The organism is Paenibacillus sp. L3-i20 (genome assembly GCF_022180385.2).
Taxonomy (GTDB): domain Bacteria; phylum Bacillota; class Bacilli; order Paenibacillales; family Paenibacillaceae; genus Pristimantibacillus.
Genome location: NZ_BQME02000002.1, coordinates 1,005,158 through 1,029,128, shown reverse-complemented (window position 1 = coordinate 1,029,128; position 23,971 = coordinate 1,005,158). Strand labels below are relative to the sequence as shown.

At 36.0% G+C, this 23,971-nt stretch carries 32 protein-coding genes; 30 read left to right on the top strand and 2 right to left on the bottom strand.

The features are described from left to right. The first annotated feature begins 127 nt into the window (after positions 1-127). Positions 128-1,099 (top strand): EamA family transporter, encoded by a 972-nt coding sequence (locus MFF31_RS18135; RefSeq protein ID WP_238189770.1) that lies wholly within the window; start codon positions 128-130, stop codon positions 1,097-1,099. 431 nt (positions 1,100-1,530) lie between these two features. Beyond that, on the top strand, positions 1,531-1,797 hold the full coding sequence (locus tag MFF31_RS18130; protein WP_238189769.1) for a CD3324 family protein: 267 nt from the start codon (positions 1,531-1,533) through the stop codon (positions 1,795-1,797). Between the two features lie 98 nt (positions 1,798-1,895). Here MFF31_RS18130 and MFF31_RS18125 read toward each other — a convergent pair whose 3' ends face one another. Further along, positions 1,896-2,186 (bottom strand): hypothetical protein, encoded by a 291-nt coding sequence (locus MFF31_RS18125; protein ID WP_238189768.1) that lies wholly within the window; start codon positions 2,184-2,186, stop codon positions 1,896-1,898. 277 nt (positions 2,187-2,463) lie between these two features. Between MFF31_RS18125 and MFF31_RS18120 the strand changes: the two genes are divergently transcribed. From MFF31_RS18120 to MFF31_RS18100, 5 genes are all read left to right on the top strand, one after another. Then, a complete protein-coding gene (locus MFF31_RS18120) occupies positions 2,464-2,895 on the top strand; it encodes a MarR family winged helix-turn-helix transcriptional regulator (RefSeq protein WP_238189766.1) in 432 nt (143 codons plus the stop codon). 72 nt (positions 2,896-2,967) lie between these two features. Beyond that, complete coding sequence (locus MFF31_RS18115) at positions 2,968-4,560, top strand: MDR family MFS transporter (protein ID WP_238189764.1); 1,593 nt, start codon at positions 2,968-2,970, stop codon at positions 4,558-4,560. Between the two features lie 212 nt (positions 4,561-4,772). Next, positions 4,773-5,573, top strand: coding sequence for a helix-turn-helix domain-containing protein (locus MFF31_RS18110; RefSeq protein WP_238189763.1), 801 nt, complete (start codon positions 4,773-4,775; stop codon positions 5,571-5,573). A 110-nt stretch (positions 5,574-5,683) separates the two neighbouring features. After that, the gene (locus MFF31_RS18105) at positions 5,684-7,240 is read left to right on the top strand and encodes an ABC-F family ATP-binding cassette domain-containing protein (RefSeq protein WP_238189761.1); all 1,557 of its coding nucleotides are present in this window, start codon (positions 5,684-5,686) and stop codon (positions 7,238-7,240) included. Between the two features lie 137 nt (positions 7,241-7,377). Beyond that, positions 7,378-8,937, top strand: coding sequence for an IS1182 family transposase (locus tag MFF31_RS18100; RefSeq protein WP_238187063.1), 1,560 nt, complete (start codon positions 7,378-7,380; stop codon positions 8,935-8,937). Positions 8,938-9,051: 114 nt separating this feature from the next. On the opposite strand, the gene MFF31_RS18095 is transcribed toward MFF31_RS18100, so the two are convergent. Beyond that, a complete protein-coding gene (locus MFF31_RS18095) occupies positions 9,052-9,927 on the bottom strand; it encodes a phosphotransferase (RefSeq protein ID WP_238189759.1) in 876 nt (291 codons plus the stop codon). A 385-nt stretch (positions 9,928-10,312) separates the two neighbouring features. Between MFF31_RS18095 and MFF31_RS18090 the strand changes: the two genes are divergently transcribed. The 23 genes from MFF31_RS18090 (at position 10,313) to MFF31_RS17980 (ending at position 23,902) form a co-directional block, all read left to right on the top strand. Beyond that, complete coding sequence (locus MFF31_RS18090; protein ID WP_238189757.1) at positions 10,313-10,540, top strand: hypothetical protein; 228 nt, start codon at positions 10,313-10,315, stop codon at positions 10,538-10,540. A gap of 135 nt (positions 10,541-10,675) precedes the next feature. Beyond that, positions 10,676-10,843 carry a hypothetical protein gene (locus MFF31_RS18085; protein WP_238189756.1) on the top strand — a complete coding sequence of 56 codons (168 nt, stop codon included), beginning with the start codon at positions 10,676-10,678 and terminating at the stop codon, positions 10,841-10,843. Positions 10,844-10,929: 86 nt separating this feature from the next. Then, a complete protein-coding gene (locus MFF31_RS18080; RefSeq protein ID WP_238189754.1) occupies positions 10,930-11,208 on the top strand; it encodes a hypothetical protein in 279 nt (92 codons plus the stop codon). A gap of 68 nt (positions 11,209-11,276) precedes the next feature. Then, a complete protein-coding gene (locus MFF31_RS18075) occupies positions 11,277-11,801 on the top strand; it encodes a hypothetical protein (RefSeq protein ID WP_238189752.1) in 525 nt (174 codons plus the stop codon). Positions 11,802-12,015: 214 nt separating this feature from the next. After that, positions 12,016-12,606: a hypothetical protein gene (locus MFF31_RS18070; RefSeq protein WP_238189750.1), complete on the top strand. Its 591-nt coding sequence runs from the start codon at positions 12,016-12,018 to the stop codon at positions 12,604-12,606. Positions 12,607-12,713: 107 nt separating this feature from the next. Next, complete coding sequence (locus MFF31_RS18065; RefSeq protein WP_238189748.1) at positions 12,714-13,256, top strand: hypothetical protein; 543 nt, start codon at positions 12,714-12,716, stop codon at positions 13,254-13,256. An 86-nt stretch (positions 13,257-13,342) separates the two neighbouring features. Then, positions 13,343-13,912 (top strand): histidine phosphatase family protein, encoded by a 570-nt coding sequence (locus MFF31_RS18060; protein ID WP_238192132.1) that lies wholly within the window; start codon positions 13,343-13,345, stop codon positions 13,910-13,912. A 334-nt stretch (positions 13,913-14,246) separates the two neighbouring features. Then, positions 14,247-14,861, top strand: coding sequence for a lysozyme inhibitor LprI family protein (locus MFF31_RS18055; protein ID WP_238189746.1), 615 nt, complete (start codon positions 14,247-14,249; stop codon positions 14,859-14,861). Positions 14,862-14,896: 35 nt separating this feature from the next. Next, a complete protein-coding gene (locus tag MFF31_RS18050) occupies positions 14,897-15,235 on the top strand; it encodes a cupin domain-containing protein (protein WP_238189744.1) in 339 nt (112 codons plus the stop codon). Between the two features lie 97 nt (positions 15,236-15,332). Then, positions 15,333-15,740, top strand: coding sequence for a GNAT family N-acetyltransferase (locus tag MFF31_RS18045; RefSeq protein ID WP_248565526.1), 408 nt, complete (start codon positions 15,333-15,335; stop codon positions 15,738-15,740). A gap of 184 nt (positions 15,741-15,924) precedes the next feature. After that, positions 15,925-16,485, top strand: coding sequence for a GNAT family N-acetyltransferase (locus MFF31_RS18040; RefSeq protein ID WP_238189741.1), 561 nt, complete (start codon positions 15,925-15,927; stop codon positions 16,483-16,485). 276 nt (positions 16,486-16,761) lie between these two features. Continuing rightward, positions 16,762-17,259, top strand: a complete 498-nt coding sequence (locus tag MFF31_RS18035) for a GNAT family N-acetyltransferase (protein ID WP_238189739.1) — start codon at positions 16,762-16,764, stop codon at positions 17,257-17,259. 225 nt (positions 17,260-17,484) lie between these two features. Then, a complete protein-coding gene (locus MFF31_RS18030) occupies positions 17,485-18,048 on the top strand; it encodes a hypothetical protein (RefSeq protein WP_238189737.1) in 564 nt (187 codons plus the stop codon). Positions 18,049-18,086: 38 nt separating this feature from the next. Further along, on the top strand, positions 18,087-18,959 hold the full coding sequence (locus tag MFF31_RS18025) for a PhzF family phenazine biosynthesis isomerase (protein WP_238189735.1): 873 nt from the start codon (positions 18,087-18,089) through the stop codon (positions 18,957-18,959). 130 nt (positions 18,960-19,089) lie between these two features. Beyond that, positions 19,090-19,533 (top strand): hypothetical protein, encoded by a 444-nt coding sequence (locus tag MFF31_RS18020; RefSeq protein WP_248565525.1) that lies wholly within the window; start codon positions 19,090-19,092, stop codon positions 19,531-19,533. 434 nt (positions 19,534-19,967) lie between these two features. Further along, entirely contained in the window at positions 19,968-20,576 is a 609-nt protein-coding gene (locus MFF31_RS18015) for an FMN-binding negative transcriptional regulator (protein ID WP_238189731.1), read from the top strand. A gap of 64 nt (positions 20,577-20,640) precedes the next feature. Continuing rightward, positions 20,641-20,997: an avidin-fold protein gene (locus MFF31_RS18010; RefSeq protein ID WP_238189729.1), complete on the top strand. Its 357-nt coding sequence runs from the start codon at positions 20,641-20,643 to the stop codon at positions 20,995-20,997. 25 nt (positions 20,998-21,022) lie between these two features. Then, on the top strand, positions 21,023-21,496 hold the full coding sequence (locus tag MFF31_RS18005; RefSeq protein ID WP_238189727.1) for a VOC family protein: 474 nt from the start codon (positions 21,023-21,025) through the stop codon (positions 21,494-21,496). Between the two features lie 76 nt (positions 21,497-21,572). Then, positions 21,573-21,962: a cupin gene (locus MFF31_RS18000; RefSeq protein WP_238189724.1), complete on the top strand. Its 390-nt coding sequence runs from the start codon at positions 21,573-21,575 to the stop codon at positions 21,960-21,962. A 21-nt stretch (positions 21,963-21,983) separates the two neighbouring features. Next, positions 21,984-22,505: an SMI1/KNR4 family protein gene (locus tag MFF31_RS17995; protein ID WP_238189722.1), complete on the top strand. Its 522-nt coding sequence runs from the start codon at positions 21,984-21,986 to the stop codon at positions 22,503-22,505. Between the two features lie 4 nt (positions 22,506-22,509). Beyond that, positions 22,510-23,043 carry an HXXEE domain-containing protein gene (locus MFF31_RS17990; protein WP_238189720.1) on the top strand — a complete coding sequence of 178 codons (534 nt, stop codon included), beginning with the start codon at positions 22,510-22,512 and terminating at the stop codon, positions 23,041-23,043. 70 nt (positions 23,044-23,113) lie between these two features. After that, entirely contained in the window at positions 23,114-23,422 is a 309-nt protein-coding gene (locus MFF31_RS17985) for a hypothetical protein (RefSeq protein WP_238189718.1), read from the top strand. A gap of 15 nt (positions 23,423-23,437) precedes the next feature. Then, positions 23,438-23,902, top strand: a complete 465-nt coding sequence (locus MFF31_RS17980; RefSeq protein WP_238189717.1) for a hypothetical protein — start codon at positions 23,438-23,440, stop codon at positions 23,900-23,902. Positions 23,903-23,971: the final 69 nt, after the last annotated feature.

The window sequence follows — 23,971 nt, the reverse complement described above, 5'->3', positions numbered from 1 at the left end:
AAAAGAATAGAAAAAGGTTGGCAACGCAAATTTTTGGCAAGTGCTTACGAAGAAAGGTTGCTTCGCAAACTTTAAGCACATGCTATGCAACAGGTTTGCATTGCAAGCTCTGGAGGAGGAAACAAAAATGAAGTATTTTTTGGCCGTGTTTGCTGCGGCGGCGAGCTATGGTATTTTATCAACGTTTGTTGTGCTTGCATACGCTGAAGGTTACACATTAGGCGAAGTGGTAGGAACTCAAATGTTTGTTGGATTTGTTTTAACTTGGCTGCTTGCAACATTTATGGATCTTAAGAAGAAAAAGAAGGCTCAGCTTGGAGCTATGACATCCAGTAAGTCAAAGCCAACTGCCCCAAATAAGATAAGTACCTTTACTTGGAAAAAGAGATTGATGCTAATGGCCGCGGGTATTCCGATTGGCTTAACAGGACTGCTTTATTATCAATCATTGAAGTACATTCCTGCATCAGTTGCCATATTATTGTTATTCCAATTCACTTGGATTAGTGTTCTAATACAATCAATTAGACTACGGAAACGTCCGGATCGAACCATTTACCTTACACTTGTCATTTTATTTGGCGGAACGATACTTGCAGGCGGATTGATTGAAAACGGCGCTGACAATTTCCATATATTAGGGGTTGTGTTTGGACTGTTAGCTGCTGTTAGTTATTCTTTGACCATGTTATTCACTGGTAAAGTTGTACCAGACGAAGAACCAGTAACACGGACTAAATGGATGTTGACAGGCGGACTAACGCTAGTATTCATTTTGTTCCCGCCGGAATTTTTGTGGAACGGGGAAATATTTAGCAATCTGATTTTGTTTGGTGCACTTCTAGGATTTTTTGGCGCATTTATTCCGCCATTATTGTTCGCATACGGAGTGCCGCATATCGGAGAAGGTATGGCAGGTATTCTCGGAGCAGCAGAGCTTCCGGTTGCAGTTATGTTATCATCATTAGTCCTGCATGAAGAAGTTTCCTTGCTTCAATGGGTAGGTGTAGTTGTCGTCATCGTAGGAGTTGTATATCCAGAATTAATAAAGCTTAGGAAAAAGAACAACCCAGCACTTTCACCAAGTAATTTGTCTTAAACAAACCTTAACCTAATCCGTAACACAAGCAATTCTGGAATGGGTTTTGGTAAAGTTTAGTTTATAGCTGTTCTTTCGCTAGCGCGTTTCCATCGTATGGAAGTATACTGATGAAGTCGGGCCGACGAATTATGGATGAAAGGAGCTGATCAATTTGATTCAAATCCTAGAGGTGGTCTCCGTTTAATCGGAGACCCCTAAACCGAAGAGGCCTAAGGGCCTCTTCTTACTTTTCAATTGAAACTAATTTTTTGGAAAAAGATTGTTAACGGATACAATATTCATTATAATGGAAAATGAGCTTCATAAGAAGCAGGGGATCACCCCACAAAATTCGAGGAAGAAAGGGAGGCGGCTATACATGAATAATTTTTCTATGAAAGATCAATCACAAGCCAAACGTTTAAACATATTTGAGGAGGAACTAAATCGTGAACTACAAAAATGGAAGAGACGTGCTTCCCCATAGCCTGCTATTAGAGTTACAAAAATATATTCAGGGCGACCTAATCTACATCCCTAAACCATCCAACCAGCGTGCAAGCTGGGGTGAAGTCAGCGGAACTCGGAAGCTGCTGGCAGATCGAAACAAAGAGATTTTCCAATGTTATACGAACGGTGCGTCAGTAGCTGAATTGGAGCGGAAATATCATCTTTCGAGCGAAAGCATTCGGAAGATTATTGTGAAGGCTCGCTAACGATGAGACGTTTTATAAGTAAACAAAAAGAAGAACCTCCATGTGCCACAGTGCATTGGGCAGAGGTTCTTCTTTTTTTGTGCTATTTGAAGGGTTAATTAATGCACACTGGAGACAGGAAGCGGCACTGTCGTTCTTGGATATTTATAATCATCCCGGAAGCATTGTGTATCTGTGTCATAAGCGGACTGTGAGAGACGATGGGACACCTCAAATACTGGTAGGTTCGGATTCACATGCAAGGCAGATCCAAAGAAAGAACAACCTTCAAAGTTAAAGTCCAGCGTAGTAATAATGATAACACAATTTGTGAAACAGCAGTTTTTAAAGCTAAATCCGTCAAAAGCAATTGTTTCGTTGTTAAAATTTTCATTCATAATCAATTTCATTTACGACACTCCTCTGTAGTATATAGGCGACATAGTAATAATCCTAACAGAGGGTGGTTAAAATGTTTGTCACAACGTGCATCGGATGCTGAATAGTTATCGACAGTTATTCTGACCAAATTGACGAAGGGTGTCATCATAATCGACACTATGTTCTGTTCATATTTCCATCCGTTGGATGGGGAGCTATAAGACCGCTTGACAGTGGACTTTGATTTCATTATTATTTATATAGTTTAAATATATAGTTGTAAAGCAATTGTGAGGAGGTACATTTATGACAACACTTAATAGTCGGTTTCAAAAATCAATCATACTGCTTAACCGAATAATTGCTTCAGAAATTATGAAGCAAATGAACTCACAAATTACGGGTACTCAAATGTTTATGCTTTATTACATTCGAGAAAGCAATCGATGCAGAATAACTGAGTTAGCGGAAAAAATGGATGTAAAACCTAGCGCTGTGACTGTTATGATTGATCGACTGGTAAAGTCTAATTATGTAAGAAGAGTTGATGATACTGTTGACCGCAGAGTTATTTGGGTTGAGGTGACGGTTTCTGGTCACGAAATTTTGAAAAAAGCTCAAATTATTCGTGAAGATATTGTTGGCACTTATATGAGCAAATTAAGTGATGATGAGGGGCGAATAGCAACGGAAATTTTGGAGAAGATGGTAGTTATCGCACAACAGAGCTCCTCCTAAGTTGTTTCTTCGGATTTGTTAAGAAGCTAATGCAAGATTAAGTGTAGTTTTTATTAAAGGAGCGGAACATAGGTGGAACATTTATCACATAAAAGAAAGCTCACGATTATGGCAGCCATTATTATGGCTATGTTTTTCTCTGCAATAAACCAAACGATCGTAAGTACAGCAATGCCGCGTATTATTGCTGAGCTTAACGGGATGGAGTACTACAGCTGGGTCATTACGATTTACATGCTGACATCGACACTTGCGACTGTGCTCGTAGGGAAGTTGTCCGATATTTATGGACGAAAGCCCTTTTTGTTAATAGGTATCGTTATTTTCATGATTGGTGCATTCTTGACAGGCTTTTCTAGAGACATTATCGAGTTGATCATTTATCGTGGTGTTCAAGGATTAGGGGCAGGTATTATAATGTCTACAGTGTTCACTGCTGTTGGAGATTTGTTTTCGCCGCGTGAACGAGGCAAATGGACTGGAGTTATGATGGGCGTATTCGGCTTCTCAAGCATATTGGGTCCAGCGCTTGGCGGTTGGCTTGTAGATAATTTCGCGTGGAAGTGGCTGTTCTGGGTATTCTTGCCGCTCGGATTTGTAGCATTTTTTATGATTCTCACGTTATTTCCTAAGGTTGAACGTAAACCGAAAGAAAGAATTGATTACGAGGGTTCATTTTTCTTAAGTATCGTCATCATTACACTTCTACTTGGATTCTCATGGGCTGGCACGAAGTACGAGTGGGGTTCATTTGAAATCATTGGATTGTTTGTTGCAGCGTTTGTATCAGCAGTTATTTTTGTGCTTGTGGAAAGAAAGGCTAAAAATCCAGTTCTTCCACTTTCATTATTCAAAAATGATATCGTATCTATCTCGAATGCAATTGGATTTCTAATGAATGCTGGTATGATGGGTGCGTTGATCTATCTTCCGTTTTACGTTCAAGGTGTTGAAGGCATATCCGCAACTTATTCTGGATACGTCACGATGCCGATGTCTATTGCTATGGTCATTACGAGTACAATAATCGGTAGACAAATTACGAAAACAGGTAAGTACAAACGTTATGCAATAATGGGCTTGCCCATCATGATTGCAGGCATGCTGATTATGGCCTTTATGAATAGCGTTTGGCTTGCTGTCATTGCAATGATCGTATTTGGTCTTGGTCTTGGTGTAGGTATGCCAGTATTCTCCCTAACTGTACAAAATGCTGTTAAACCTACGGAACTTGGAGTAGCAACGGCTTCTTCACAATTGTTCCGTAATCTTGGCGGTACGATCGGTATTGCAATAATGGGGACTCTAATGCAATCTTCTTTAGTTAAAAATATGGAGAAGCTCGCTGCGTCTGGTGAAGGGTTCAATTTTGATAATGTAGATCCGGAATTAGCAAAACAGCTGACAGCATTCCATGATCCACAAATTTTGCTTAATCAGCCTAAGCTAGAGGAAATAAAGAGTTCAATGCCTGCTGATGTTCAGCCATTAATTACGAACCTGATTGATACACTGCGTGAGGCACTCAGCTCATCGCTGACAACCGTTTTCCTAGCAGGTACAGCACTTGTAGTTATCGCGTTTGTATTGTCATTATTTTTGAGAGAGATTCCACTACGCACTTCTAATGAAGTGAAAGAAACCGAAACTATAGCGGAATCATAATTGGGGAGAGGGAAGACCATGATGAGTGAACTCGTCATGGTCTTTTTTGGTTACAAAAAAACGTATGTGCGAAAGAGGCTTAACAAGAGATTATAAACTGAATTTTATTTAAAACAGAACACTTGATCGTAATGGATGAAGATGGTAAAGTGAATGAAGTAAATAAGTAAACCTTTCATACAGTAAAAACTGATAAAAGGGCGGTGTAAGACGTGACCGAGATAAGATCGGAAATAGATGAAGTAATATCCTATATTCAGCAGAATATCTATGATCCACTTCCATTAGCACGCTTAGCAAGTCATGTCGCTTATAGTCCTTATCACTTTATACGTTTGTTTAAGGAACAAATGGGGATTTCACCACTATATTACGTCTCATCGATGCGTCTCGAGCGAGCCAAAAATTTATTATTACGAACGAACCTTAGTGTTCGAGATATAGGTCTAGAAGTAGGACAGCAAAGTTTGGGCACTTTCACTACACGATTCACAGAGCGGGTTGGCATGACACCTGCACATTTTCGCAATTCGGTTGAGCAAGCACAAACGCATTTGCTTTCATTGAAGCAACTAGATAATTGGCAGACATCTAGTTTTTCATTTCCTGAAAATCATACATTATACGGTACAATTAGTTCAGAACATTGTTTTGAAGGAGTAATATTGATTGGTTTATTTGCAAAGCCAATTCCTGAAGGTTTTCCGATGTATGGAACTTTAGTTTCATCGTTCGGGGAGTTCGAGCTTCCAAATGTAAAGCCAGGTATTTATTACTTAATGGCAACAACGATTTCATGGGGCGCAGGGGCAATTGATATGCTGTTACCACAAACAACATTAAGAACCCGCTCTAGGCAAGCCATTATTGTACAGTCCGATGAGAAAATTCCCCATCAAGAAGTAACGCTTCATCGCCCTAGGCTGGATGATCCACCTATACTTATATCGTTACCAGTATTAATGACGCATTTTCTTGGAAGAGTAAAGAATAAAGAAAGTTATCGAATTTAGGGTGATTTACAGTATTTTTTCGCTATTTCCGCTAATTTCGTGTTGAGTTGAACTAGTCAAAACGCTTATAATATAGCGAGTATCAACTCTAACAGAAAAGGTGTCTATAAATGAGCATATTAAATGTAGAACGATTAAGTCACGGCTTTGGAGATCGTGCCATCTTCAACGACGTATCATTCCGCTTGCTGAAAGGTGAGCACATCGGGTTAATTGGTGCAAACGGTGAAGGTAAATCTACCTTCATGAACATTATTACAGGAAAATTACAACCGGATGACGGCAAAGTTGAATGGTCCAAACGTATGCGCGTTGGTTATTTGGATCAACATGCAGTATTAAGCAAAGGAATGACTATTCGCGACGTTCTGAAGGGTGCTTTCCAATACTTGTTCGATATGGAGCAAGAGATGAATGACATGTACGGACGTATGGGCGAGGTTTCTCCAGAAGAGCTGGAAAAAATGCTCGAAGATGTAGGTACCATACAAGACACGCTGACAAATCAAGATTTCTATTTGATCGATGCTAAGATCGAGGAAACAGCACGTGGACTAGGACTAACAGATGTTGGGCTAGATAAAGACGTTAACGATTTAAGTGGTGGACAACGTACAAAAGTACTTCTTGCAAAACTTCTTCTAGAAAAACCAGATATTCTTTTACTGGATGAGCCTACGAACTATTTGGACGAAGTCCATATTGAATGGCTCAGACGTTATTTGCAAGAGTATGAAAATGCATTTATTCTTATTTCACATGATATTCCGTTCCTAAACAGTGTCATTAACTTGATCTATCATATGGAAAATCAAGAATTATCCCGTTATGTTGGCGATTATACGCATTTCCAACAAGTACATGAGATGAAGAAACAACAGCTCGAATCAGCATTTAAACGTCAGCAGCAAGAAATTTCAGACTTGAAGGATTTTGTTGCTCGCAACAAAGCAAGTGTTGCAACTCGTAACATGGCGATGTCACGTCAGAAGAAGCTCGACAAGATGGATGTTATTGAGCTAGCTAAGGAAAAGCCGAAGCCACAGTTCAACTTCAAAGAGGGCAGAACGGCTGGACGAGTTATTTTCGAAGCAAAAAATCTTGTAATCGGTTATGGAGAGCCATTATCTAGAGCGCTTGACCTCAAGATGGAACGTGGACAAAAGATCGCTCTTGTTGGTGCTAATGGTATCGGTAAAACGACATTGCTACGCAGTATCTTAGGAGAAATTCAAGCTGTATCCGGTACTGTTGAGCGCGGAGAGAACCTTGAAATAGGATACTTTGAACAAGAATCAAAGGAAGCTAACAACAAGACATGTATCGAAGATGTATGGGGAGAATTCCCATCATTTAATCAGTTTGAAGTTCGTGCTGCATTAGCAAAATGTGGTTTGACGACGAAGCATATTGAGAGCAAGATTACGGTATTAAGTGGTGGGGAAAAGGCGAAAGTTCGCCTTTGTAAACTGATTAACCGTGAAACAAATCTTCTCGTGCTCGATGAGCCTACAAACCATTTGGATGTAGATGCGAAGGACGAGCTAAAACGTGCACTTAAGGCGTTCAAAGGCAGCATCTTGCTCATTTCTCACGAACCGGAATTTTATCGTGATGTTGTGACGGAAACTTGGAATTGTGAATCTTGGACGACAAAAGTATTCTAATATAGATTGATTGGGGCTGTCCCAAAAGGTCATAAAGTGACCTGAGGGACAGCTTTTTTTGTTCTGAATAAACAAAAAGAAATCGCTTTTTGGTAAAATGGAGGTACCACCCAACCATTCCAAAAGGAGCGATTTCTTTGTACATTCAATATACCATGGACCAACTTACCCTGCCAATGGATTTGGAGGATGACATTCCTCAAAATCACCTCGTGCGTATTGTAAATGCCGCTGTGAACCGACTTAGCGACAGGATCTTTGCCTCCGCATACCCTGGTGGCGGCCGAGATAGCTACCACCCCAAAATGCTCACCAAAGTTATTGTTTATGCCTACACCCAGCGGATCTACTCGTCTCGACAAATCGCTAAAGCGGTCCGTGAAAACGTCATGTTTATGTGGATTGCAGGCAGACAACAGCCGGACTTTCGCACCATCAACCGTTTCCGTTCTGAACGTATGAAGACGGTGCTCGAGACCGTCTTCACCGCCGTTCTACAATTTCTGGCTGAGGAGAAATACGTGCGGCTTGAACATTACTTTGTCGACGGAACCAAGATTGAAGCTAACGCCAATCGCTATACGTTTGTCTGGGGCAAAGCGGTGGTGAAACAGAAGGCGAGGCTGCAGGAGAAAGTCCAGACTTTGTTCGCTACCATTGAAGAATCTGAGCGTCAGGAAGAGCAAGAACATCACGGATGGGATCTTCCTGAACTCGGCGAGTCCACACAGATCACCAGCGAAAAGCTGGAAGAGGCTGTAAAGCAGCTAGAGGAGCAACTACAAGAGAAACCTAAGGACAAGCCATTGAAAAAAACAGTTCGGGCAATCCGCAAAGACCTCCTCCCCCGCTTGCAAAAATACGAAGTACAGCAGGAGATTCTCGGAGATCGTAATAGCTTCAGCAAGACCGATACCGACGCTACTTTCATGCGAATGAAAGAAGATCACATGCGTAATGGCCAGCTCAAACCTGGCTACAATGTACAGATCGGAACGGAAAACCAGTTCATTATCGGCTACAGTTTGCACCAGCGCCCGACAGACACACGTTGCCTCAAGCCCCACTTAGAGAAGGTAAAAGCAACTCTGGGAAATATACCGAAAACAGTTATCGCGGACGCAGGATACGGCGGGGAAGAAAATTACGCTTACTTGGAAAACGAACAACTAGAAACAGTGGTGAAGTACAGCACATACCACAAGGAAAAATCGAAGAAGTGGAAGCAAGATATCAGTAAGTTGGATAACTGGCAGTATGACGAAGCCGAAGACATATGGACGTGCGCTGCTGGGCGTAACCTACTATTTCGCTATGAAAGTAAGGAAACGACAGAAAGCGGATATGAGTTACGGAAGCGCCACTACCGAAGCGAAAACTGCGAAGGCTGTCCGCTCAAAGAGGCTTGTACAAAAGCCAAAGGAAACCGAGAAATCAGCGTGAGCCTGAAGTATCTGCGTTACAAGAAACAAATACGCGAGAAACTCAAGAGCGAGGAAGGGTATGCGCTGTCGGTTCGAAGAATGATCGAACCGGAAAGCGTATTTGGACAACTGAAAAACAACCGGGGATTCCGGCGTTTTCTGCTTCGAGGCCTGCCGAAAGTAAGCCTTGAGGTCGGGTGGCTTTCGCTCGCCCACAATCTGCTCAAGAAGGCGGCAATAGACCAAAAGCCAGAAATGGCGGTGCAGGGATAACCTCCCTAGCACCGCCATTTCCTTATTTTCTCCCATTTTTCATCATGCGAGCTGTTTCATGAAGTAAGTATTTATACTTTTGAGACAGCTCCTTTTTTATATTTAACCAGTTTATTAACTAAAGTAGTGAGGATGAGATAACCATCGCTTAAGATCATAAGATGGCCCCTTTATTTCAAGTAAACAAAATAAGAAACGATACAACTCTCGAATCTGGGATAATTCAGGGAATGACAATACTTTTGTATATCCTTTTCTAAAGGCACGAGCACCATTTTCATCTAAGGAACATTCAATCGCAACAAGGTCCATTTCACGGGGCCCCAATACATACGCTTCGGTATCTACAATTGCATTTACTCGGTTATTATTAAATAGAAACTGTCGTGGATCCATATCTAACATAATATATGAAGCAAACTTAGGTATCGGCATCTTTAAAGCAGCAGTGCAATAAACGTCTACTTGATTAGTAATGACAGGATTTGAGGAGTAATAACGGGATGTTAACACTTTAATAGCTTCAATAAGCTTCTCAGGAAATTGCTCTAATGGATATCGCATATCCCCATAAGGACAACCGCATTCATACAACTTATACGAGTGAATTTCAGCCATAGTTTTCCCAAAGTCCTCCATCGTGCCAGTTGACTTATTTAAAAATTTGGATTTCTCACCATTCATTTTTTCAACTACAATAACTTGTCTCCCATCAATCATTTCCTTTTGGAGAACACGGGGGAATGATATGTTTTTAGTTATTTGTTCTAAAAGGATATTAATATTTTCAATACGATATGTTTGGCTTAAGTCTATTCCGAACAAATTTCTACATGCCCATAAAAATGGAGCATCTATTGTGTCATCTACGCCAGAGGACCTAACTACATATTCATTAGATTCCGTCTTCACTAACCACACATCACTTGCATTTCCGTTTAATGAGGTCTGCAAGACGATCTCTTCAGAAAATAAGGACTGTAAGTTCAAATTAAAATCATCCTTTTTAGTTTTATTATTAAACTCAAGCGCAGCTAGTCTACCAGGATAAATCTAATAATCAAATCTACAAGCGTAAAGTTTGATAGTTAGTCAACTTTATATATATTTCCAACAAAAGTAAAGGATGTTTCTAAAAGATTTGCAGATTAACTGTAATAGTAGCGGTGTGGGGAGGAATCAACATTTTTGTTGATTCCTCCTTTTTTATATCCAAAATCTGATAACAATAATATAATGAAGATTGGGCAATTGTGGAATTAATTGGAGCGTTAACATCGTACATATAAATGTATGTATTAACGTAGCATGAAACTGAAATTTATTATCTATGTACTACTGCTGTTCTGATTTTATAAAGAATGGAGATGAGTTTATGAATTCACCAATTTGGTTAGCGTTCATAACGCTCGGTAGTTTCATCTTATATTTAATTATTAAAACAGCAATTAATCATTCTGAGATTTCAAATACAGAAAAAGAGGTTAAAGCTCTGCAAACACAACTTAATAGACAACATCAAGAGATGTTAGAGCAGGTGGAATTACTAAGAAAAACGATTACTGAAGAAAGAAACTGGAGCAAAGGAAATAAAATTGATTAACAGTTTTCGCAAACTCGTGACTTCAGTCATGAGTAAGAAAACTTCGGATCAAATGTGGTGACCGCCATCCTAGTAGGAAAACATATGATATGAATGATGTATTAACAATTTTCAAATATGGAGGAGACATTCATTATGACATATTCTATACGAATAATGCTCATTGGAATCTCTATTATGTTGGTGGGTTTATATATTCAAAACGAACAAGGGATAGAATTATACGGTGGTGAGTTTTTTGTATTCATTGCTGGGTTTATTTTAGTTATTGTAGGTGCATGTAAAGGGTACTTGGACAAATAAATTGCTAAGGAGACTCAACTATCAAGAGTTTGCGAACATCGGTGATGTAAGAAATCTGAAAATAATAATTTGGAGGGAATGAAAGCATGCAAAGGAGAACTGTGGGCGTCATTTTAATTAGCATTTCAGCATTTGTATATGGAATAAGATATTTATCGGCCGCTATTTTTGGTTCAAATGTTACCTCTTGGAACAACGATTTGTTTAACTCAATGTTAGATTATGTAGGTAATGGTCCAATTTTCGTAAGTTGGATAGCATTAATTTTCGGAATTATTTATTTAATAAGTGCTGAGTTTGATTCATTGATTAAGAAGAGTGCTAAAAATATAAAAGATAGTTGGGATGCTTACGATAAAAGTTAGAGGAAATATATTATTAATTCCTAGTTTTGAACGTAGGGACAACATGATAAGCATAAGGAGAATGGGCAGTGTCAAAAACTAAGGTGAGTTCAATCAGATTAAATTGTTTTGAGAAAGTAGCTATTTGGATAATTAGTACGTGCTTATTTGCACTGTATTACATCATTATTAATCAATCAACTTCAGTACTCAAAGATTTTATCGATTTATTTGTCCAAGTTAATATTACGGGAGCACTTGCTATTACAGCTCTTGTGGCAAGTATGGGAACATTTAGATGGGATCACTATAGAAAAGCATTAATAGAAGAAAATATTGAACAAGAGGATAGAAAAAACTACATATTAAAAAATGCTAAAAACCCATTGTACATAATTTTATTTATTATTAGTTTCTTTATTTTACTTAGTATTTTGACCTTATTGGCAGGTAACTTATTAGAAGCTAGTGATATCAGCTTTTTACAATATTCGGTTGATATCAAAAATGTGATGAGATATATATGTATGGTCTTAATCGGACTAAATCTATGCCTATCTATTCTATTAATTATTTATTCATTGAGATATATGAAAGAGCTTCTCTATCGATAATCAAATCAGAGAGTAGAGGTTAGGGCGAATATTAGCGATAATAATAAGATTAAATTGACAAATATGCACGTGCTTATTAATTATACAAATAATAAATCAATTTTTAGTATCAGGATACAACTACGGATAACTCGAGAAAATATGTATCAATTAGATGAACTTCTAGTAGAATGGCCAAATAAAAACGGAATGATATATTCAAAGGAGCGTTGAAATGAAAAAAATATTGATTGTAGTTTTGGCTGTTTTTTTATCAGCATGTAGTAGTACAACAAAAGAGACATTTGCAAAAGAAGAAAGTTTCAAAGAAGGAATTTTTCAAAAGAATGACTTAGCTTTTTATGATCTAAGCAATAACATTAAGATTAACTTTGGAATGAAAAAAACTGATGTTGAAAAATTAATTGGACAACCAACAAAAACGTTAGATTATATTAGGTTATTTGAATACTCAGGAATAAGTGTTCACTACAGAGATGATAAAGTGAGTGGATTAATCCTGAATAGTGAATATGATAATTTTGATAAATTCATAACACCAAGGGGTATTAAGATGGGAGATAATCTCGACATAATAATAAGTAAATATGGTAATAGTTTCATAAAAAAAGAGAAATATAATATCATTACTTTAACTTATTTTTTTGAAAAGGTTAAAGGGGAGTTTAAAACAATCACTTCCTTTAAAGAAGCTAGAGATACAAAGAATGCATACTCACTATCAATGGTTATCTTAAAGGATATTGGATTGTCCTATTTAATGATTGCTGATCATTTATATTCAACTAATCCGACGGGGAAGTAGAATCGATTTACTTTGTGCTCTCTCAACAAATACAACTCAGATATTGGAAACCTTATTCAGTAAAAGATGGATCTTGATATTTTGAAGTCCGGAAGGGTGAGTACTGATTGTGGAAAAGTAGGAAGTTACTAGTTGGCATAAGTACGATTGTATTAGTCGTTATCGTTGTACTTTATAATCTAAACACCACTAAACCACTATACGGTAATGATGACGAATCTATTATAAAGGTCATTGGATCAATTAAGGGTTATGAAAATAAGAAAGTTGAGCTTATAGATATTAAAGAAACGATCAATTCGAAAGTGGTTGGATTCTTGGCTAATAACAGTCCTGCGATTATTCAATTTACTAAAAACGAAAAAGGGAATTTTAAATGGTCAACAATCGAAGTCAGAGATAATACCTCATTTACTATGTTCCTGCCCAATAATAGAGATAATCAAAAATTCCAAATGATGATTGTAACTAACAATGAAAATGATATCGCAAAGTTCCAAGTTAATGTAAATGGTAAGCTAATTGAGCAAACACTCACTATTAATCAAGCAAGTGTTACATGGATTGATCTTCCACAGTCTAATGATAAATCATATGAATTTAGACATTATAAATATTACGACATTGATGGAAAAGAATTAATGAAATAATCAAAACAAAAATCAATATCCGTACTGTACTCGTATCTAGAACTTTTAGTTTAATCAAATTATTTATTTTTGATACAAGGAGGACTATTATGACAACTATTTATATGGTTAGGCATGCTGAATCTCCATACAACGAGGGCACTGAAAGGACAAGGGGATTAACAATTGAGGGAAAGAAAAAAGCTTTAGAAATAACTGGATTACTTGAAAATGAAGGTGTAAATGTTATCGTATCCAGTCCATATACACGTGCGATTCTAACTATAGAAGAACTAGCTCAAAAGTTAAAGTTGAATATCGATATCTATGAGGATTTAAGGGAAAAGCGCTTTGCAGGTGATGATTATTCAATACGAGATGAAGAATTTATGCCTTTTCTAAAACAAAGCTTCCTCGATTTCAGTTATTTTCTTCCGGGTGGAGAATCAAACGCAGCTTGTCAGAATAGAGCGGTAGCTGTGTTGAAAGCAATTATGGAACTATATAAAGGAAAGAAAATCGCTATTGGAACACATGGAAATGTGATGACTTTGATGATGAATTATTTTGATGCAAGTTATGGATATGATTTTTTAACACAAACAAAAAAACCTGATATTTATAAACTTGAGTTCGAAGATTTGAAATTAATAAAAGTGACACGACTATCTATGTGAACTTAAGAGCTTATTGGATTTGCAATTGCAAATGATGAAGGTCAATATAAGCTTAAATTTAAGATTAGTAAACTAGATGACTTCAATTAATTGTCGGAATTTTTCATGAACTATGTTAATTTTGAATAAAGATATGGGAAAGATTTTATCTGAAAAAAAGAGGTTCGGTTAATCATTAGGAAATAAATGATTCTAATTTATAAAAGTAGTCTATATTTATAAGAAATTGGTTTGTAAGAACTGAACTCAAACAAGAGGATGATAAGGAAAAAGAGTTTACGGGAGCAATAACACCATTTCTACCAAAATCGATCTATTGTGGAGGATGTTACATATGAAGCTAAAACTAATTTTACTATCCGTATTAATAGGATCTCTTACTGCGTGTAGCGCAGGAGTTAATAAACCAGAGAGTACTTTTGTAGATACTAATACTATGACTCAAGAAGAATCAATACAAGCTAGTTCCACACCCGCTGTTCCATCTGAAAATGATGTTACAGAAAAAAGTGGCTCGTATGACGTTTCGCAAAGTTATATTGAACTTGTGCAATCAAATCCAATAGATAAAGATTACGAAAAAGAATTTGATGATCTCAATAACTCTTCTGAGTTTTCAACTCAAGGACTAATTCAATTAGAAACGAAGTATATAGAAATTTGGGATAAAGAACTAAATGAAATTTACAAAAAGCTTATCGCGAAACTAGACGACAAGCCCAAAAAATTACTTATTGAAGCGCAAAAAGGTTGGTTGCAGAACCATATCAAGGAAACTGAATTTGTAGTAAGTACGTTTCAAGTAGAAAATTCGTTTAACATCGGTTCTCAGGGATTAGTTAATATTCAAGTAATCCACAAAAACAGGCTGAAAGATAGAACATTACAATTATTTGAATATTATTATATGCTCGAAGGAACTGACGGATTTATCTATAAGAGCAAGTAGATTCAAACAATGTATACGATAGAAGGTGCTTTCATATGAAGATTAATAAAGATACAGCAGCTCATTACGTCTGGGGTAGTAACTGCGATGGATGGCGACTTATGAATCACCAAAACTTAAGCATTATACACGAAAGAATGCCTGCGGGAACAAAGGAAGTAAAGCATTATCATAATCGCTCAACACAGTTTTTCTATATCCTTATTGGACAAGTAATCTTAGACTTGAACGGTGAGCTACACGAGTTGAACCAATTTGAAGGTATTGAAATACCACCACAAACACCGCATCAAATTCTCAATAAATCTGATGGATCTATTGAGTTTTTAGTAATATCGCAACCGACGACTACAGGGGATCGAATATTACTTTGAATTATGTCTATAGAGGTGTGAAAAATGAAACAAATAATTATAACTTTTCTTGTGATTCTTATAATGACTGTTCTCAGTGCCTGTACTAATTAAATTTATGGATATTGATGTATGTGAAAATCTGAAAGAAGCCAAAGACATTATTACATTTCATCTTAATGATACCGGCTGTAGGTACGGATTATTTAGTAAAGAGAACAATGAACTAGTTGGAACATGCGGATTTCATTGTTGGTTTAATGATTCTGAAGGTTCAAGAGCAGAAATAGGTTTTGATTTGTCTCCTGATTTCTGGGGCAAGGGGTTAATGCAAGAAGCTTTACAAAAGATACTTAATGTAGGATTTGAAATTATGGAACTTGATTATATAGAAGCTACAACTGAACATGAGAATAGTCGATCACAAAAATTGTTGGAGAAAATGGGTTTTAATAGGGAACCTTATTTAAAAGATAATTTATTGTATTTTATACTCAAGCGTCAGGAGCCACTTGAAGTAACATAATTGGGAGGTGTGTCTGATTATAGTCATTTGTTCATTAATTATTATAGTTTTTTGTATCATTACGATAGAAGTACAGTTCAAACGTAAACTCGAAAATGATCGACAATTATTAGAAAAGCTCGATATCCTAATTGATGAAGTGAAGAAAACAAGAAATTAATAGTATGTTCACGAGGTGTATAAGATGGATATAAAGATATTAACCGATTTCTCAATTGATGATTTTCTTAAGATAGGTGATTTTGGATATACATCAACACATAAATACGAAGTGAAAAAAGATGAATCTTTACAATCCTGTACTATGCAATTGAATCTTATGGAACTAAACGAACCATTTGTAAAACAAGAAACGAACAGTGATGATGATCTAAATCATTACATGAAAATTATTAAAATGAACTATTCGTTAGGAGTTTACATAGAGGATAAGTTACTAGCAATTGCAATCGTAGAACCACAGACTTGGAATAATACATTATTAATATGGCATTTTCAAGTTCATAATAATTATAAAAGAAGAGGTTATGGGAAGTTACTCATTGATAAAGTGATTGATCTTGCAACACAAAATAAATGTAGAGCCGTAACACTAGAAACTCAAAATACGAACGTACCGGCCATTCATTTTTACAAAAGCTGCGGCTTTACAATTGAAGGAATTGATTTATCGCTTTATGACATCGAGGATATCACTTGCGAGGAAGTTGCGTTGTATATGAGAAAGAAAATGAAATGCGATTAATATTTAATGTCATTAACTATAAGCGAAATACATTGTGCTGAAGTAGGGGGATCTAGTTGACCAGAAGGAAGCTGTTTCAAATTACTATTTTATTAGAACTTGTATGCTTTGTAGTAACGTTTGGCTTGATATTCCTAATTGGTAAATATGATTGGCTATACTGTTTAATTTTCTCCTTTCTTCTAAGTGTGGTTTTTGGTATATCGATGTATTTCTACCTCCGAAGAGCATTTAATCTTGAACGGAAATGAAGCTGACCTTTAAAGGAGTGAGTGTATGTGTGGATTATCGCATAGAGCTCTTGCTAATCGTGACTTGGAAACGATATGTACTTTTCCACTAAATGCTCAAGAACTATTCGCTTTTGGTCCTAAATTTGTATTTCCATTAACTCCGGAGCAAATTCAATTAAGATTAGAGAAACGATTTAGTCCTACTGTAATCGTAAAGGACAATGACAAACCGATAGCATATGCAAATCTTTATGATATTAACAAAATTGAATTAAGCTGCTATTTAGGAAATGTTATTTTATCAAGTCCATATCGAGGGCAAGGTATTTCCCAATATTTATTGAAGATTATGATGGCTAAAGCGCTCGAAGAACATAAACTCAAAAAGATGAAATTATTTTGCCATAACACAAACACAAAGGCTCTCATCTTCTACAGTAAAAATGAGTTTATTCCTTGTGGAAGCAAACTCATGATCAATCAAGAAGGTCAAAAAATTGTATCGATCGAAATGGAAAGAGAACTATCGATATTGCAATAATGTTATTCGCCACCACAGTTAAAGCAATAATGTTGTATAAACAATCAGCCATACAAAGACTTCTGTCTTTGATATGGTTGATATTTTTTTTGAGATAAGAAGAACTTTTTATGCTAAAAAAGCGTCTGGTATAGGTATACATAAATAGGAATTTAATATAGTATTTCGATTGAAAAGTCCGAACAACATCTGATAATCAATTAACATGAATAAAGGGGGCCGCAGATGAAACGGATCATTATAATATTAGCATTAATAGTAGTACTTACAGCATGTGGTGAACAAAAAACCAGGAATTCGGAAATTGCTGTTCCACTTCCAACGGAATTAGTAAGCACTGTGACAGTAACTCCAACGGAAACACTTAACATAGAAAGTGCAAGCCCAATTGCTACAGAAAATACTGAGACTGCATCTCCAACACCTACTCCAATGGAGTCAACAATTCCAGAATCACCAACATACATTGATGAAGCTAACTATGAAGGAGATGAATTAGAAGTTATTAAAGTAATAAATTTACGGGTCAAATATATATGGGAAGAAAATGAGTCCGATTACATGAAATTATTATATAAAGATAGTATGGTAAGTAATTTTCCTTCTGACAAAATTGTGGGGATTAGCTTGAGAGATACCATTTCGATTACTGAACAAAAGTATGTATACCAAGCAGTTGTGCAAGTTATGCAAAAAAGATTAGATAGCACAGCTGAGCAAATTTCAGTTTATGTATTATTGAAAACAAAAGAAGAAAATGCTAGTTGGACCATTCAAGATATTGATTAGTGAGAATTGAGTTTGTCACATGTCGAGGGGGACTAGAGTTGCTTAATACACAGGTGTATCATTACGATGCATTCACAAAAACACCAAATATGGGAAATCCCGCGGGAGTTGTCATAAACGCAGATCATTTGGATAATGAGAACATGCTGGAAATTGCAAAAAAAGTTGGATTTAATGAGACTGTGTTTGTATTAGGGTCGGATAAAGCAGATTTGAAATTAAAGTTTTTCACACCTGGTCATGAGATCAACTTGTGTGGACATGCGACAATGGCATCACTGTATTGTTTGAAGAGCAGAGGATTAATTAAATCTGATTTTATTACTATTGAAACAAATATCGGATTGCTACCAATCGAATTTTTACATAATAATGGAATAACAATGAAGATGAAACAAGGTAATCCACAGTTCGTTTCTTTTGAAGGAGATACTGAAAAGCTACTTCATTCTATTGGCCTAGCTTCTTACGAATATGATGCTAATTATCCTATCGTATATGGGAGCACAGGAACATGGACATTATTAATTCCTATCAAAGATCTTAACAGCTTTTCAAAAATGAAGCCCATAAATTCATTGTTTCCCGATATTCTCATTGAAAATCCAAAAGCATCCCTACACCCGTTTTGTTTACAAACGTACGATAAAGATGCATTTATGCATGCTAGGCATTTCTCTTCACCTTATTCTGGAACGATTGAAGATTCTATTACCGGAACTGCGTCTGGGGTAATGGGTGCCTACTATTTAACTTATATGAAGCCTGAACTACAGTCGATATCTTTTACTGTTGAGCAAGGACAAGAAATGAATAGAGATGGAAGAGTTAATGTTGAAGTAAATAAAATAAATGATTCGATTATGGATGTTTATATCTCTGGAACTGCCGTTTATGTTGGAGAACTGTGAAAAAAATCAAAAACGAATCTTTATCGAAAGAGTAACTGTCTTTATCTAGGTCCATCTCTTCATATTATGTTGGCAAACTGTCAGTAATTGCGAACAGTTTTTCTTTTACTACGATTAGCTATGTTTTCATATGCGTAATTTGTATGATTCTAATCAAGAAAGAACAGAAATAAATCATAATACTTTAAGCTTAAATGAAAAGAACAAACGGATGATTCCTTTAAAAGTGAGGGAGAAATTTATGAATGCTTTCGAATACTCTGGTAAATATGTCAAGATTAGCACATTAGATGATTATTGGATTATAGGAAAAATATTAGAGGTTGAAGCGAATGAAATTGAACATACTCAAGATGTTAAAATCAGTCTGTTACACGCACATAAACAAAGTTTGTTCAACCAAGAATTTATTTCCTTAACACTTGATCGAATTGTAGAAATAGAGGAGTTGGATCCTCTATTTCTACAAGATTTGAAGCTAACAATAAACTATGTACCAAACCTACAAGATATTTATGATTCAATCTATAGGGAGAAATTGCCCAATAAAATTCATTTCGGGAAAATTGAATGAAATCCAATATAACGCCTCCTTTATCTGAAGCTGTGAAAGAAAGCGAGGAAGCATAACTTTGATACTATACATTTCATTATCAATAGGCTTTCTTTTCTCTTTAATTTCAGTCATAAACAATATTTATGGAGAGTATTTGGATCATTTACTAAAAACAATCTTTGCATATTGCATTTTATTTTCTGTGGCAACTATTAATAGTAGTATTAAAAGCAACGCAATAATTGTACTCGTATTAATTGCTCTGGTCGTATTACTAACCTACCAATTTAGAAGTAAAGAAACGATGTAATAATAGATATAGATCCTCTTTAATACAGTAGTGATGCTAATTAATTTGCACAGTATAAAAGATTGCAATCTTAGTGGGGTTAGCAGAACGAGAACACTCGACTACACTCCTTTTGTGAAATATGTTAGGAGGTAACAAAGACATGTATATTCCGAAACACTTCCGTATAGATGACAGTGAGAAAATTTACGACTTTATCGAAAGTAACAGCTTTGGCATTATATTTTCCAATCATAATCAAAGACCAGAGGCATCCCATTTACCCTTTATAGTAGAAAGAGGAGAAGGATATTTATATGGTCATTTCGCCAGACCAAATACCCAGTGGAAAGATATCGGGCAGCAAGAAGTACTAATCGTTTTTTCTGGACCTCATATCTATATCTCGTCTTCTTTGTACGAAACCAACTTATCGGTGCCAACGTGGAATTATGTAGCGGTACATGTTTATGGAAGGGTTGAAATAATAGAAGATTTGCAGGAAGGAATTAAGTCATTAGAGAAACTAGTAACCAAATATGAGGGGTCAACTAGCCCCTATTCAATTAATGAAACAAATAGGCAATTTGTAGAAGGATTATCTAAAGGTATCGTTATGTTCAAAATGAAAATCGAAAGAATGGAAGGCAAGTGGAAACTTAGTCAAAACCACTCTAAAGAGAGACAATTTAATGTCATTAAATATCTTGAACAATCTACAAGTGAAGATGCACAACAAATAGCGGATCTTATGAAACAAAATAATCAATAATGTGTTTTTTAGTTACTTGAATTACCCTTCAACACCCATATTATTAGTAGGGAGCATTGATAACATGAAACCAATTAACTATGATGGAAGAAGATTCAAAACAATAAACAACACGGATAATGGCGAAGTAAATGAAGAGACTACCTTTTACTATTTCCAGAAGGACGACGTTGTTTGGGCTCATTATTACGGTGGTGGAATAGTTAAAGGACAATTGATTGCTAGCATCAATGAATTGGGATGTTTAGAAATGAGCTATCATCATATTAATGAAAATAATGAAATGATGACTGGTATGTGTACATCTAAACCTGAGTTATTAGAAGATGGCAGATTGCGATTACACGAAGAATGGGAATGGACATGTAGAGATTATTCTAAAGGCAAATCAATTATTGAAGAAATATTATTGTTCGATTAATAGTAATAGAAGAGGTTGTGAAGCGATGATTGAAGGTTTATATGAAGCTCATTTACCAGTTAGCGATTTAGAGAACTCGATTGCGTTTTATTCCAGATTAGGGTTGAAACTAGCATGGAGGAGCAATGATACCGTTTTTTTCTGGATCGAAGAGGGGAAAAGTTGGCTCGGATTATGGGAAGGAGAAAGTTACAAAACGGAATATCATCCTTCACTAAGACATATTGCTTTTAGAGTATCCTATGAAAATCTTAAAAATAGCATTGCATGGTTGCAGTCGATTGGTGTAGAGCCAGTTCCTTTTGGTACAAGGAAAAGCATACAACCATTTATACGTCCAAATCAGGGAAATGCTTCTGTGTACTTTGAAGATCCGGATGGCAATAGTTTAGAATTAATGTGCTTTATTGAAGTTCCTCACGAATTAAAAGAAGATACCGAAAAAAGATCATTTGCAGAATGGGAAGTTATAACAACTAGAAATAAGAACCTACCTTAATCAATTAATTAGGGTAGTTTTTTTACACATAGGGTGATCAACGACTTGGAAAATATAATGATGAAGGGATCATAATATGAAAATTTACGATTTTGGCAAAGAATCTGGCCAGAACATTATAAGTTACAAGAGCAGCGGAGCAGATTACACGAAAATTGTAAAACATAATAAGCAAATTCAGATAGGCTGTATTTATATTGGGCAAGAAGGAATAGTAGGTTTACATAAAGCTCCAGTTAATCAATTGATGCTTGTCGTTAGTGGACAAGGCTGGGTGAGTGGTGAAGAAGGGATTAGATATAAAATCATGCCAGGGCAAGCAGCTTTTTGGCAGCGTGGAGAATGTCATGAGTCTGGATCTCATACGGGGATGACAGTCATAGTTATTGAGAGTGAAGATTTAGAGCCTACTATGAAGGAAATTGATTGGGATAAGAGTGTGGCGAATGAAAAGCAACCTTTTTAATGGAGATTGGAGGTTCTAACTATGGTAGAGAGAGCAGAATTGCTTTGGCAAGCTATAATCGAAAAAGGAAGTAAGACAACGAAGAATTTCGAGCAATCACTGAATTTACAACTTGGTGCTACTGAAGAAGACTTCCAGCTACTTGAACATACTCTTGGAGTCACACTGCCTGAAGAAATGAAAAGTTTTTACAGATTACATAACGGTCAAATTTGGACAATAGGGGTTAGCTCTTTTGTGAGAAACTTAACTCTCTCTCCTATTTCTCAGATCATAGATAACTGGACATTTTTGCAAGAAGAGTTTGATCCAGACGACATGGAGCTTGAAGTTGAAAAAGAAATTAAGCCAGTACTCTGGAATTCGAAATGGATTCCAATAGCTGATAACGGTGGCGGAGACTATCTCTGTCTGGATACTGATCCTTCTGAAGAAGGGATTAGTGGACAAGTTTTATATTTTTGGCATGATTGGGGAAATCGTTCCATCAAGGGGAAGAGTTTATTTAATTTCATAGAAAAATGTCTGATAGAAGGGGATTGATATATTGTCTATTAATGATTCTTTCATCACAATACAGTCCTTAATGTGGTTATTTCTAGCTACTTTCATGATCCATGATTTTGAAGAAATAATAGTTGTAGAATCCTGGATGAAAAAAAACTATCCTAAGATCAGAAATGTAGTTCCACGCCCACTAGCTAATCGATTAAAAGATATGTCCACCATTAAATCATCACAATTCACCGTTGCAGTCCTTCTCGAATTTATAATATTTATTCCCATTACTTATTTGGCTGTAGAACATCAAAATTATTTATTGTTTGTAGGCTTTAATGCTATCCTTTTACTTCATGTATTTATGCATCTCGGTCAATCCATTTATCTCAAAATGTACACTCCAGGTGTTATTACTGGTATTGTCATCACACTTCCATATACAATTTATTTATTTTATAGAATGGTGCAAGAAAACCTCCTAACGCTGAAACAAATTATTTTATACGCGCCTTCAGGGTTATTGTTACTTCCTATAATACTTGTAGGGCATAGGATTGGTAAAATAGTTATTCGTGATTAGAATGGGATATTAGTAGCAAGGTACCACTTAATAAGTTAAGTAGTCTATCAAGTTATTGGAGGCAGTGGATGTGGGATACGTATTTCTGTTCATTTTGATTGTAGTCATTAATATCATTTTAATATCCTTACTTAATTTTCCGATAGTTATCCTCTTAAATATTTCCCTAATAATAACTATTCTCTTGGCGATTCATGGTAAAATCAGAAAAAAAGGAGATACAAATCAAAAAAAAATCAAAAAGAAACGCAATCATTGGCAAAGTGATGAGGAACATATCGAACAATTAGAAATAGCAAAAAAAGATTTTGCTGAAACCGATTTACCTCATAACAAGGAAGTATTAATCGAGAAAAACAATGAAAATAATGACAGATAGAGGACTGAAGTTTCAATGACACAAACAAACGTTGCTTACAAAATCAAACGACCTTTTGGATCTACAATTGTTATTTTATCTTTATTAACTATGATTAGTTCACAGGTATACTTATTGTACAGATTGAATGATGTCTCATTGTTCAGGTTAATTATGTCGCTAGTGATAGTGCTCTTATTATTAGTTTTGTTGATTGTACCAGTGAAAACACTTCTGATGAAACCAAAGGTAATTCAATTTAATGACGAATCGATAACGATTTATAACCGAGAAGTTCAAGCAACAGACATTGATAAAATAATGATTGATGGTTATTTTTTTCAGTCGGTAGGAATTAAGCTCCAGCATAAAAAAATCGTATCCATATATCTTGCATTTAGCTTCAAAGAAGATGATGAAACAGGTATAAATGAGCTAAAAGAATGGTCACGCCGAAATAATGTTCAGGTTAAAAATGGGAGATTCCCAAGAACGATCTAGTAGTAGAAAGAGAATAGGTACATAAGAAATGGGTGAGTGAAAAGGTGCTAGAACATAAATTAATCTCAA